We start from the raw sequence: 12,309 nt of genomic DNA, 5'->3' as shown, positions 1-12,309 counted from the left end.
GTCCTTCGCAACGGCCGATTGGACGCAACCTTCCGCGACGCCTTCCGATACCCGGCCGCCGCATGACCTCGGATCGTCTCCCGGTCTGCCGGCCGCTGCTGCCGGACCAGGCGGCCATCGCGCCGTACATCGCGGAAATCGATCGGACGCGGTGGTACTCGAACTACGGCCCGCTGTACGGCCGGTTCGCCGCCCGGCTCGGCCAGGAACGAGGAGTCTCGGCGGATCGGGTGGCGCTGGTCGCCAACGCGACGGTCGGCCTGACCCTGTCGCTGCGGGCGACCGGTGCGGCCGACGGCTACTGCCTGATCCCGGCCTGGACGTTCCCGGCGTCGCCGATGGCCGCCGCCGCCGCCGGCCTGGTTCCCTGGTTCGTCGACATCGATCCCGACACCTGGTCGCTGACCCCGGAGATCGCCGAGCGGGCGCTCGCCGGCGCACCGGGCCCGGTGGCGGCGGTGATGCCGGTCGCACCGTTCGGCGCGCCGCTCCCGACCGCGGCCTGGGACGCGTTCACGACCCGTACCGGAATCCCCGCCGTCATCGACGCGGCGGCCGGATTCGACTCGCTGGAGGTCGGCCGCACGCCGTGCGTGGTGAGCCTGCACGCCACCAAGGCGCTCGGCATCGGCGAAGGTGGTGCGGTGTTCAGCGCCGACGCCGGCCATATCGAGGCGATCCAGGGCCTCGCCAATTTCGGGCTGCGCGGGTCCCGGCTCGCGTCGGTGGTCGGAATGAACGGCAAGATAAGCGAATACGCCTGCGCCGTCGGCCTCGCCGCCCTCGACCAGTGGCCGCAGCGGCGCCGGCAGTACATCGAGCGCGCCGAGCGCTATCGCCGAGCGCTGGCCGACGAGGTGCGGTTCCAGCCGGCCTTCGGCAGCTTCGCCTCGGCGACCTGCGTCGTGTCCGCGGCCGAGACCGGCGCCGACACGCTGCAGCAGGCGCTGGCCGGCGACGGCATCGAGAGTCTGCGCTGGTGGCCGGCCGCCTGCCCGGATCACCCGGCGTTCGGCGACGCCGAGGCGGCCGAGATCCCGGCCGCCCGCTGGGCCGCCGACCACACGCTCGGGCTGCCGATGTCGGTAACCCTGTCGCTCGACGACGTCGACCGGGTGGCCGACGCGGTCAAACGTCATCTCCGCCGCAACGACCGGCGCTGAGCGCCAGCTCTCCCCGCAGGGCCTCGACCGGCTCGAGCGCGAGTCTCTCGAGCATGCTCGCGTAGGAGCCCGGCCAGTCGGGCAGGAACGACAGTTCGATCCCGGCCGCCGCGAATCGCGCCGGGTCGTACAGCGCCCGTCCGCCGGGAGCGTTCAGGTAGCGGTTCGCCCCGAGGCGCCGGCAGATCTCGGCGATGCGCGCCTCGCCGCGCAGTTCGGCCGGCAGGGCGAAGTCGCGGGACCGCAGTACCGTCGCCCCGAGCCCGAGCAGATCCCGCATCCGCAGCACCTGTTCCACGAGATGGTCGGCCACCCGCCCGCCCGGCCGGACCTCGCCGGCCAGCTCCATGGCTGCCGGCGCAGCCGGCGACCGCAGGGCCGGGAAGCGGCGGACCGCGGCATCCCACCAACCCTCCGCCCGGCCGTCGAACACCAGTTCGTCGATCGCGATGCTGCGGGGGCCCGGCCGGATCGGCAGCGTCAGCCAGGCGAACTCTCCGTTCGCACCATGCAGGCGGTTGCGGTGGACCCAGCCGCGCCGCGGGAACTGCACGCAATCGAAGGCGACGAAGACGTCGGCCTGCTGCAGCAGCCGGTAGTAGCCGAGATACGGCATGAAGTAGGGCTGCATCACGGCGACGGTGGTCATGGTCCGTCCCCGGCTCGATCCGCCGGGGCCGGCCCGAACCGGTAGGGCGGGAACCGCCCGTCCTCGCGCGAGACGCCGGCCCTGGCGCACAACGATGCGAACGCAGGCTCGTCGTAGATCTGGCGGACCGCACCCAACGGGACCGCGCGCGCCCCGAACCGCCGCTTGAAGACCGCCAGCCCGTCGTCGCGCCGGACGCCGCCGCCGAGGTTGAGGGTCTGCGCACCGAGTTCCGGCAACCGGGCGAAGGCGCTCTCCAGCAGGAGCGCCGCCATCCCCCGCCCCGCCTCGGTCGAAACGTTCAGGTGATACTCGGCCATCCCGGCATGGACCAGAAACAGCGACACGGCCTCGATCCGCCCGCCGACGGCGGCGCCGACCAGCATGGCACCGGGCATGGTCGCCCAGGTCTCGAGCGTTCGGGGGGTGAACAGGGCCGGCGCACCGACCCGCGCCATCGTCTCCGGGTAGAGGTCGACGAGCGCCGGCACGAGATCCCGGGGGTCGTGGCGCAACGCCGCGCCCCGGGCCAACGCGGCATCGATCTTGTCGCGCAGGTTGCGGGAGTGCGCCGACGGCGCGCCCTGTCCCAGGCGGGCCAGGAACACCTCGTTGTGGGCCGGCGCCTCCAGCTCCGGCATCGCCTCGACGAGCCCCGGCGCCAGCTGCAGGTAACCCGCGACGTATCCCCGCGCCGTGGCATGGCGGTGCCAGGTCGCGAGCAGCCCGGTATCCGGCTCGGACATCCACGCCCCGGTAAGCCCGTAGCCGGTCGCGATGTCGCGGGTGCCCTGCCACTCGCGTTCGATCGCGCAGAACACCAGGCGGGCCCCGGGACGGCCGACCTCGACCAGCATCGGCGCCGGGCCGGACTGCGCCAGTCCGAGCGCATATCCCGGCGTGAGGCCCGGCCCGCCGATCCCGGCGACGATCTGCGCCCACCGGTCGGGTTGGTCGAGGGTCACGGTGCTGACGCCGGTCGCACTCACGACAGCAGCGCCCCCGGCACCAGCGGAATGTCAGTCCGCAGCGCGACGACGCCGTCGCCGCAGGCGACCGCGTGCCACCCGCCCCCCATCGTCTCGACGACCGTTCCGGCGGGCAGGTCGGAACCGTTCCCCCCCGGCCGACGGGAATCGAGTATCTCGACCCTGCCGCCGTCCGCCGTGAAGGCGAAGGCCGGGGGCAGCGGCGGCCGCAGGGCGCGGCAGAGATCGTGCACGCCCCGGGCCGACACCGCCCAGTCGATCCTGCCGTCCTCCGGCCGCCGGCGGGGAGCGGACGATGCCTCTCCGGTCTGCGGGCGGGCCGGTGGCAGGCTGCCGGTCCGCACGACCGCCTCGAGCACCTCGTCGACGACGTCGGCCGAGACGGCGTCGAGCTTGGCGGTGAGGCCCCAGATGTCGTCCTCGGCGGCGATCGGCACCTCGATCTGGGCCAGGATCGGACCGGTATCGATCTTGGCGTCGATCCGATGCACCGTCACCCCGGTGACCCGCTCGCCGCGGATCAGGGCCCAGGCAACCGGGTGGACACCGCGATAGCGCGGCAGCAACGAGGAATGCACGTTGACGGCCCCGAGGCGGGGTGCCTCGAACACCCGCGGCTTGAGCAGGCCGAACCGGCAGGTCACCAGCAGGTCGACGCTGGACAGATCGCCGACGCGATCCTCCAGGTTCGCCGACGAGGCGGTCGGAATCCCGGCGCTATCCGCCAGGCCGGTCAGCTCCGTCAGGTCGGCTGCCGGCAGATCCGGCGGCCAGACGATCAGCACCGGCGGCCGGCCGCGTTCGATCGCGCGCCGCAGCACGCGGATGCCCTGCGGCTTTCCGCCGGCGAACACCCACCGGATCAATTGCCCTTCAGCCAAGCCAGGTCCCATTCGTTGTCGATCTCGAAGACGCCCTTCTTCGGATCGACGCCGACCCGTCGGTCGGGGTGCATCTTGCCACCCAGGTGAACCTGCGGGGCGGGCGGATTGAGATCCTCGACATGATACTCGAGCCAGAAGAAGAACCGGCCCATTTCCGGCCGGTACGGAACCGGCTGCTCCGCCTCGGCGACCCACTGCAGCAGCGACCAGCGGATCCGTCCGTCCAGGATCGCCGCCCAGACCGCCTCCGAGACGTGCAGGATCTGGTCGACCGGGCCGTCGTCGCCCCAGACGATCCGGAATCCGCTCTCGGGGTCGGCGACCAGGCAGAACGCGAACGGGCTGGCGCCTTCGACCGAGATCCGGAACCGTCCCGAAAAGTCGATCGCGTCGCGGACGATGTAGCGTTCGACCCGCTCGGTCAGCGCCCGCGTCCTTGCCTCGATGTCGTGGCGGGGCGCTGCCTCGATGAACGATCGGATGGCGTCGACCCGCGGCGCCATCACCCGGCCGACCCGGCGGATCTCGTCGAGGTAGTTGTCCCAGTCGATCGGCGGATGCCGCCGGTCGTGGCCGCTACGCGGCGACCAGGTGTCGGACGGCAGCATCGCGATCAGTTCCGGCGCGCGGCCGGCGTACTCGCGCGCCAGCAGGTCCTCGAACAGCTTCGGCGTCGCGCGGTTCGCCCAGTTCTTGTGGAAATGGGCCTCGTCGAGCCAGCAGAAGTCGCCGGCGAACGGCACGATGCGCTTCGGCTTGATCCAGTCCAGCATCCGCCGCTGGTCGGCCATGCCGACCTGCCGCTCGGCCGCGGCCGCGCGCATCTCCGCCTCGCTCATGCGGAAGCAGCCGGGGAACATCGTGACGCCCAGCGACTGGATGAACGCGATGTCGACCTTCGGCCAGCGCGCCGCGATCTGCCGGCACATCGGCAGGTCGGTCAGGTTGTCGTTCATGTTCAGGAGGATGCAGTCGTGATGCTCGATCACGAAGCCGGCATTCTCCCAGTCGTGCCAGCGGGTGTCGGCGGAAGGGACGTAGACCAGCGGCGTGTTGCCGCCGAGCAGGAAGGTCTGCCACGGATCCAGCCGCCGGATGTTGTAGAAGCCCATTTCGCGCAGCGCCCGCTCCGACGAATGGGCACGCAGCCGGGCCATGTTGGCGTAGCTCGGCAGCAGAATGGTGACGTCCCGCGGGAAGTGGTCCAGCGACGGGATGTGGAAATGGTCCTCGTGGGTGTGCGTGATGAACAGGTAGTCGACGTCGCGGACGACCTCTTCCGGGGGCACCACCGCCGCCGGGAACTTCCAGGTCGACATGTTGAAGACCGGCTGGTTCAGCATCCACGGATCGCACACCAGGGTGCCGAACTCGCCGGTGATCTTCAGGCAGGCGTGCGAGATGAACTGTACGACGAGGTCCCTGGGCATCGGACGATCGACTCCGTAGGCAGTTGGGTCAGGCGGTGTTCGGGGCACGAAAGACGTAGGTCGTGAACTCGTAGAGGCCATAGTCGGCCCGGAACCGGTAGTGGCGTGACAGCCGCCGTCCGACGAACTCGGCCATCCGGTCGTACGAGACATGGAACAGGTCGGCGCGCTCCCAGTCCACGTGCTTCGACATGACGTTGAAGGCGATGCCCAGCCGGCACCGATCGAAGGCACGCTCGACCAGCCGCGTGAAGAAATCCCACATCTCGGCATCCGCCAGGCCGACGCGTTCGGTGAACACGCCGTTCATCACGACGTAGTCGAACGTCGTGTCGAGCCCGTCGTCGGCCAGCAGGTCGAGGCACAGGAACCGCTGCTCCGGGAACTTGCGCCGGCAGAGCTCGACGAACGCCGGCGAGATGTCCAGCCCGGTGTACGCGATCCGGCGATCGTGGCGGCGGATGTGCTCGAGCAGGTGCCCGGCCCCGCAGCCCACGTCCAGAAGCGACGCGTCGTCCGGCCCGCCTGCGAGCAGGTCCAGCATGACCGCGTAGCGGGTCTCGGCATCCTGCGGGTTCGGCCAGTCGACGCCACGGTGCGAGTCGCCGTGCCGGTCCAGGCACGCCTCGTAGTGGCGCATGAGCTCGAGATATGCTGGACCGGCCGACACCGAATTCTCGCTCCGAAGACGTGCCGGCCCCTTGTAGGGCGGCGCCCGCGCGGCCGCAACACCGCCCCCGGCCGGCGCGAATCCCGGAACTGCGCCGGTCGGGCCGTCCGGAGGGCCGGCGTCCTATGCCCTGAGCGCCTCGTTCTCCGGGTCGTACGGGCTCTCCGGCACGATCCGCGCCGGCCGCAACTCACCCATCAGCCGCACCTGGCACTCGCGGCCGATTTCGGCGAACTCGGTCTTCACGTAGCCCAGCATCAGCGACTTCTTCACGAAATGGCCGTAGCCGCCGGCGGTGCCGCGGCCGACCACCTGGCCGTCCATGAACACCGGCTCGTTGCCGAAGCTGTCGGCGTCGGCGGCGTCGATCTCGATCGTGCAGTAGGTGTTCGGCACCCCGTCGGCCTGCTGGCGGACCAGCGCGTCGCGGCCGGTGAACTCGCCCTTGTTGAGCCGCACGAAGCGGTTCAGCCCGGCCTCCAGCACCGAGTTCTCGGCGTTCAGGTCGGTGCCCCACAGCCGGTAGCTCTTCTCCAGCCGCATCGAGTCCATCGCCCGCATGCCGACCAGGCCGATGTCGAACTCCCGACCGGCCGCCATCAGCGCCTCGTAGAGGTGCACCTGGTACTCGATCGGGTGGTGCAGTTCCCAGCCGAGCGAGCCGACGAAGTTGACGCGCAGGGCCCGGACGTTCGGGCAGTAGCCGACCGGGATCTCCTGCATGGTCAGCCACTTGAAGGCCTCGTTCGAGACGTCGGCGTCGGCCAGCTTCTGCAGCACCTTGCGGGCGTCCGGCCCGGCCAGCACCAGCACGCCGTACTGGTTGGTGACGTCCTTCAGGTACACCGAGCCGTCGCGCGGCAGGGTCTTCTGCAGGAAGTCGTAGTCGTAGTCGTGGCCGGCGCCGGGACCGACCAGGTAGAAGCGCTCGCCGTACAGGCCGTCGGCCATGCGGGTGATGGTGAACTCGGAGCGCACCGAGCCCGACGGGTTGAGCGCGTGGCTCAGGCTCATGCGGCCGACGCCCTTGGGGATGGCGTTGGCGACCATGCGGTCGAGCCACTCGCGCGCGCCAGGCCCCTCGACCTCGTACTTGGCGAACGACGACAGCTCGATCAGCCCGACCCGCTCGCGCATGGTCCGGACCTCGTTGCCGACGGGCTCGAACCAGTTCGAGCGGCGGAACGAGTAGACGTCCTGGCGCTCGACCCCGGCCGGCGCGAACCAGTTCGGCCGCTCCCAGCCGAAGCGCGCACCCCAGACCGCGCCCGCCTTGTCGAGCCGGTCGTAGATCGGCGGCGTCTTGGCCGGCCGGCCGGCCGGCCGCTCCTCCATCGGGAAGTGATTGACGAAGACGTGCTCGTACGCCTCCTCGTTCTTGATCTTCGCGAAATGCTTGGCGACCACGCCGAAGCGCCGCGGGTCGACGCCGATCATGTCGACCGACGGCTCGCCGTCGACGATCCAGTTGGCGAGCTGCCAGCCCGCGCCGCCGGCGGCGGTGACCCCGAAGCTGTGGCCCTCGGACAGCCACAGGTTCGGCAGCCCGTAGGCCGGCCCGACCATCGGGTTGCCGTCCGGGGTGTAGGAGATCGGGCCGTTGACGATGTCCTTGATGCCGGCGGTCTCGAACGACGGCACCCGGTTCATGCAGGCCTCGACATGCGGCATCAGCCGCTCCAGCTCGCCCGGGAACAGGTCCTTCTCGAAGGTCGGCGGCACGCCGTCGACGAAGCAGGCCGGCGCGTGCTTCTCGTACGGGCCGAGGATCCAGCCCATCCGCTCCTCGCGGAAATAGTACTGGTTGTCGGATTCGCGCAGTACCGGCAGCTCGGGATTGCCGGCCTCGCGGTAGGCCTTCAGCGTCGGGTCGACGTCGGTGACGATGTACTGGTGCTCGACCGGGATCGCCGGGATCTGCAGGCCGACCATCCGAGCGGTCTGGCGAGCGTAGTTGCCGGTCGCCGACACCACGTGCTCGCAGCGGATCGAGCCCTTGTCGGTGTGCACGACCCATTCGTTGTTGTCGCGCTCGATACCGGTCACGACGGTGTGCTGGTGAATGGTGCCGCCGTTCATGCGCGCGCCCTTGGCCAGCGCCATGGTCACGTCGACCGGCGCGATGTGGCCGTCGGTCGGGTGCCAGAGTGCGCCGATCAGCCCGTCGGCGTTGATCAGTGGCCACAGCTTCTTGATCTCGTCGACGCCGACCAGATGGCACTCGACGCCGATGGTCTCGGCGGTGCACTGGTAGTTGCGGTACTCGTCCATGCGGTCGCGGTTGGTCGCGAGGCGGAGGTTGCCGACGCCGTGGAAGCTCACGTCCTGGCCGGTCTCGGCCTCCAGCGTCTTGTACAATTCAACCGAGTACTGGTGCAGCTGGCCGACCGAGTAGCTCATGTTGAACAGCGGCAGAAGCCCGGCCGCGTGCCAGGTCGAGCCGGCGGTCAGTTCGGTGCGCTCCAGCAGCATCACGTCCGACCAGCCGCGCTTCGCGAGATGGTAGAGGGTGCTGACGCCGACGACGCCGCCACCGATCACCACGACCCGAGCCGTATCCTTCATTTTCCGTCTCCCCGACGCCGATGGCGGCGCGGCCCCGCGGCCGTCCGCGGACAGATTGACGAATTCGCGCGATGCCCCGTGCCGAAAGACGACGGCGGCGTGTCGCATTCAGCGCAAAGGCAATGGTTCGGCGGTGCCAAGCTTGTTGTGCGCCGCAACAGCCTGGGTTTACACCGCCAGTTGGGATGATCTAGGCTTTGCCAAAATCCTGGTCGGGCAATTGCCCGGCTGAACGAGGGTGGCCAGCGTCAGGGAGCGCGGAGCCACCGACAGAGGATGGTAATGGGGGACTATGGCGGACAATAAAACGCCGTTCGTCCAATTCTCGGAGGTCCAGAAGACCTACGACGGCGAGATCCTCGTCGTGAAGGACCTCAATCTCGACATCGAGGCCGGCGAATTCGTCACGATGCTCGGGCCGTCGGGATCCGGCAAGACCACCTGCCTGATGATGCTCGCCGGCTTCGAGACGCCCACCGAAGGGCGGATCATGCTGGGCAACCGCGAGCTCAACAACGTGCCGCCGCACAAGCGCGGGATCGGCATGGTGTTCCAGAACTACGCGCTGTTCCCGCACATGACCGTGGCCGAGAACCTCGCGTTCCCGCTCGAGGTCCGCAAGCTGTCGAAGTCCGAGATCGAGGGCAAGGTCCAACGGGCCCTCGACATGGTCGAGCTGACGAGCTTCGGGGGCCGGCGGCCGGGCCAGCTGTCCGGCGGCCAGCAGCAGCGCGTGGCACTGGCCCGGGCGCTGGTGTTCGAGCCCGATCTGGTGCTGATGGACGAGCCGCTGGGCGCGCTCGACAAGAATCTGCGCGAGCAGATGCAGTACGAGATCAAGCACATCCACGAGAAGCTCGGGATGACCGTGGTGTACGTCACCCACGACCAGTCCGAGGCGCTCACCATGTCGGACCGGATCGCGGTGTTCAACGACGGCCGGATCCAGCAGCTCGCGCCGCCGGCCGACCTCTACGAAAGGCCGGAGAATGCGTTCGTCGCCCAGTTCATCGGCGAGAACAACCGGCTGCTCGGCACGGTCGAGGAGGACGACGGCCGGAACTGCGCCGTCCGCGTCGACGGGCGAATGATCAGGGCGGTGAGCGTCAATCACGCCGGCCGCGGCTCGCCGACGACGCTGTCGCTGCGGCCGGAGCGCGTCACGCTCAATCCCGAAGACGGTTCGCTGCCGAACATCTTCGACGCGAAGGTCGAGGAGCTGATCTACCTGGGCGACCACATCCGCGCCCGCGTCAGCACCTGCGGCGACGACGAGTTCATCGTCAAGGTTCCGAACGCCCACGGGCACCAGACCCTCGCCGAGGGCGCGGAAGTCAGGGTCGGCTGGGCCATGGAAGACTGTCGAGCGCTCGACGCCTGACGCATCGAACGCCGGTCGCGCGCGCCCGGCGGCGTGGTGCGGCCTGCCGAGGGGCCCGGGACTGTCGCATCCCCCGATCGACGCCCGGGACCGCATGCAAGGGGGAACCGCCGGTTCGGCCGGCACAGATCAGGGAGACAAGACGCAATGAAACATCTGCTGAAGAGCGCGGGGGTCGCGGCTGTCGGCGTGGCCGCGCTCGGCTTCGCCGGGGCGGCGTCGGCCGACACCTTGACGGTCGTGTCGTGGGGCGGTGCCTACACCAAGAGCCAGATCGAGGCCTACCACAAGCCGTGGATGGCCAAGACCGGCGATACCATCAACTCGGAGGACTACAACGGCGGTCTGGCCGAGATCCGCGCCCAGGTCGAGGCCGGCAACGTGACCTGGGACCTGGTGGACGTCGAGCTGTCCGACGCGGTGCGCGGTTGCGACGAGGGCATCCTCGAGGTGCTGGACGCGGCCGACCTGCCGAAGGGCGATGACGGCACCGCGGCCGCCGACGACTTCATCCAGGGCGCGGTGAACGAGTGCGCCGTCGCCACCATCGTGTGGTCGACGGTCTATGCCTACGACAAGACCAAGTTCAAGGAAGGCCCGAAGACCATCGCCGACTTCTTCGACACGAAGAAGTTCCCCGGCAAGCGCGGCATGCGGAAGGTCCCCAAGGCGAACCTGGAATTCGCGCTGATGGCGGACGGCGTGCCGGCCAATCAGGTCTACGAGGTCCTGGCGACCCCGAAGGGCGTCGAGCGCGCCTTCAAGAAGCTCGACACCATCAAGAACGAGACGATCTGGTGGGAAGCCGGCGCCCAGCCGCCGCAGCTCCTGGCCGACGGTGAGGTCGTGATGACCACCGCCTACAACGGCCGCCTGTTCAACGCCATCGCCAACGAGAAGAAGCCGTTCGAGATCGTCTGGGACGGCCAGGTCTGGGACCTCGACCTGTGGGTGATCCCGCGCGGCGCCCCGAACAAGGACCGGGCGTGGGAGTTCATCAAGTTCTCGACCGACACCCAGCGCCTCGCCGATCAGGCCAAGTGGATCTCCTACGGCCCGGTGCGCCGGTCGTCGTTCCCGAAGGTGCAGCCGGACATGCAGCCGCACATGCCGACGGCGCCGAACAACTTCAAGAACCCGCTCCAGAACGACTTCGAGTTCTGGGCCGACTACGGTGACGAGTTGAACGAGCGTTTCAACGCCTGGCTCGCCAGCTGACGGATCGGGGCGGAGCGCGGTTGCGCGCTCCGCCCCACCTTCCTTTCGACCCATTGGTTCGTTCCTTTTTCGCTTCCGGAGCCCTGGACCAGTCATGGCGCAGATGACGGACACCGCCGGCCCGGTCATGACGACCGCGGACGGGACCCCGCTAAAGCAGGCCCTGGCCCGCGCCACCCGCCGCAGCAAGATCCGCGCCTTCCTGCTGGTCGCCCCGCTGCTGCTGTTCATCCTGGTCACCTTCATCATCCCGATCTTCGACATGCTGAGCCGCAGCGTGTCGAACCCGGAGGTCCAGGAGGCGATTCCCGAGACCGCGGCCCTGCTCGCCGATTGGGACGGCCAGGGGCTGCCGTCGGAGGACGTGTTCGCCAGCATGGCGAAGGAACTGTCCAAGAAGGAGAACCGCCGCGAGATCGGCCGGATGGCGGCGCGGCTGAACTTCGAGGACAGCGGCTTCCGGTCCCTGCTCAACAAGACCCAGCGCCGGATCGACCGGGTGAAGGAGGGGCCCTACAAGGACGCCCTGATCGCGATCGACAAGGACTGGGGCGAGACCAGGGTCTGGAAGATCATCCAGCTGATGTCGCCGCCGACCACGCTGAGCTATTATCTCAATGCCCTGGACCGCACCTACGACCAGGACGGCAACGTGGTCATGCAGCCGGACTGGAAGCAGATCTACGTCCAGCTGTTCCTCAAGACCATCTACGTCTCGCTCGGGGTCACGGTCGCCTGCCTGATCCTGGCCTATCCGATCTCGTACCTGCTGGCGACGCTGCCGCCCAGCAGGGGCAACCTGCTGCTGATCCTGGTGCTGCTGCCGTTCTGGACCTCGCTGCTGGTGCGCACGACCTCGTGGATCGTGCTGCTGCAGACCAACGGCGTGATCAACGACACCCTGGTCTGGCTCGGCGTGATCAGCGACGAGAACCGGATCACCATGATCTACAACATGACCGGCACGGTCATCGCCATGACGCACATCCTGATGCCGTTCATGGTGCTGCCGCTGTACTCGGTCATGAAGACGATCTCGCCGAGCTACCTGCGGGCGGCCCGGTCGCTCGGCGCCAACCCGCTGGTCGCGTTCGTGCGGGTGTACATGCCGCAGACCGTCCCGGGGGTCGGGGCCGGCTCGATCCTCGTGTTCATCCTGGCGATCGGCTACTACATCACCCCGGCCCTGGTCGGCGGCCAGGACGGCCAGCTGATCTCCAACTTCATCGCCTACCACATGCAGAAGTCGCTGAACTGGGGCCTCGCGGCCGCGCTCGGCACCATCCTGCTGGCCGGCGTGCTGGCCATGTACTGGCTGTACGACCGCATCGTCGGCATCGACAACATGAAGCTCGGGTGA

Annotated in this window: 10 protein-coding genes; 4 read left to right on the top strand and 6 right to left on the bottom strand. The window is 69.0% G+C overall.

The features are described 5' to 3' along the window. Window positions 1–62: 62 nt before the first annotated feature. The gene (locus tag IE246_RS12620) at window positions 63–1,163 is read left to right on the top strand and encodes a DegT/DnrJ/EryC1/StrS family aminotransferase (RefSeq protein WP_189990056.1); all 1,101 of its coding nucleotides are present in this window, start codon (window positions 63–65) and stop codon (window positions 1,161–1,163) included. Here IE246_RS12620 and IE246_RS12615 read toward each other — a convergent pair. The 6 genes from IE246_RS12615 to IE246_RS12590 form a co-directional block, all read right to left on the bottom strand. Next, window positions 1,129–1,812: a WbqC family protein gene (locus IE246_RS12615; protein ID WP_189990053.1), complete on the bottom strand. Its 684-nt coding sequence runs from the start codon at window positions 1,810–1,812 to the stop codon at window positions 1,129–1,131. The genes IE246_RS12620 and IE246_RS12615 overlap by 35 nt on opposite strands. Then, entirely contained in the window at window positions 1,809–2,801 is a 993-nt protein-coding gene (locus tag IE246_RS12610) for a GNAT family N-acetyltransferase (protein WP_189990051.1), read from the bottom strand. The genes IE246_RS12615 and IE246_RS12610 overlap by 4 nt, the downstream gene beginning before the upstream one ends. Further along, window positions 2,798–3,667, bottom strand: coding sequence for a methionyl-tRNA formyltransferase (locus tag IE246_RS12605; RefSeq protein ID WP_189990048.1), 870 nt, complete (start codon window positions 3,665–3,667; stop codon window positions 2,798–2,800). Before IE246_RS12605 ends, IE246_RS12610 begins: the two co-directional genes overlap by 4 nt. After that, window positions 3,664–5,115 (bottom strand): MBL fold metallo-hydrolase, encoded by a 1,452-nt coding sequence (locus IE246_RS12600; protein ID WP_189990047.1) that lies wholly within the window; start codon window positions 5,113–5,115, stop codon window positions 3,664–3,666. Before IE246_RS12600 ends, IE246_RS12605 begins: the two co-directional genes overlap by 4 nt. A gap of 28 nt (window positions 5,116–5,143) precedes the next feature. Then, window positions 5,144–5,785, bottom strand: coding sequence for a class I SAM-dependent methyltransferase (locus IE246_RS12595; RefSeq protein WP_229837020.1), 642 nt, complete (start codon window positions 5,783–5,785; stop codon window positions 5,144–5,146). Between the two features lie 123 nt (window positions 5,786–5,908). Next, window positions 5,909–8,350, bottom strand: coding sequence for a GcvT family protein (locus IE246_RS12590; protein ID WP_189990044.1), 2,442 nt, complete (start codon window positions 8,348–8,350; stop codon window positions 5,909–5,911). A gap of 292 nt (window positions 8,351–8,642) precedes the next feature. Between IE246_RS12590 and IE246_RS12585 the strand changes: the two genes are divergently transcribed. The 3 genes from IE246_RS12585 to IE246_RS12575 all read left to right on the top strand — a co-directional run bounded on the left by IE246_RS12585 (window position 8,643) and on the right by IE246_RS12575 (window position 12,309). Then, window positions 8,643–9,731, top strand: a complete 1,089-nt coding sequence (locus IE246_RS12585; RefSeq protein WP_189990041.1) for an ABC transporter ATP-binding protein — start codon at window positions 8,643–8,645, stop codon at window positions 9,729–9,731. Between the two features lie 147 nt (window positions 9,732–9,878). Further along, a complete protein-coding gene (locus IE246_RS12580) occupies window positions 9,879–10,949 on the top strand; it encodes an ABC transporter substrate-binding protein (protein WP_189990038.1) in 1,071 nt (356 codons plus the stop codon). 94 nt (window positions 10,950–11,043) lie between these two features. Then, entirely contained in the window at window positions 11,044–12,309 is a 1,266-nt protein-coding gene (locus IE246_RS12575) for an ABC transporter permease (RefSeq protein WP_189990034.1), read from the top strand.

This window comes from Thalassobaculum fulvum, from assembly GCF_014652915.1.
GTDB lineage: Bacteria > Pseudomonadota > Alphaproteobacteria > Thalassobaculales > Thalassobaculaceae > Thalassobaculum_A > Thalassobaculum_A fulvum.
The sequence above is the reverse complement of the archived record's forward strand: the minus strand, read 5'-3'. Positions and strand labels throughout refer to the sequence as shown.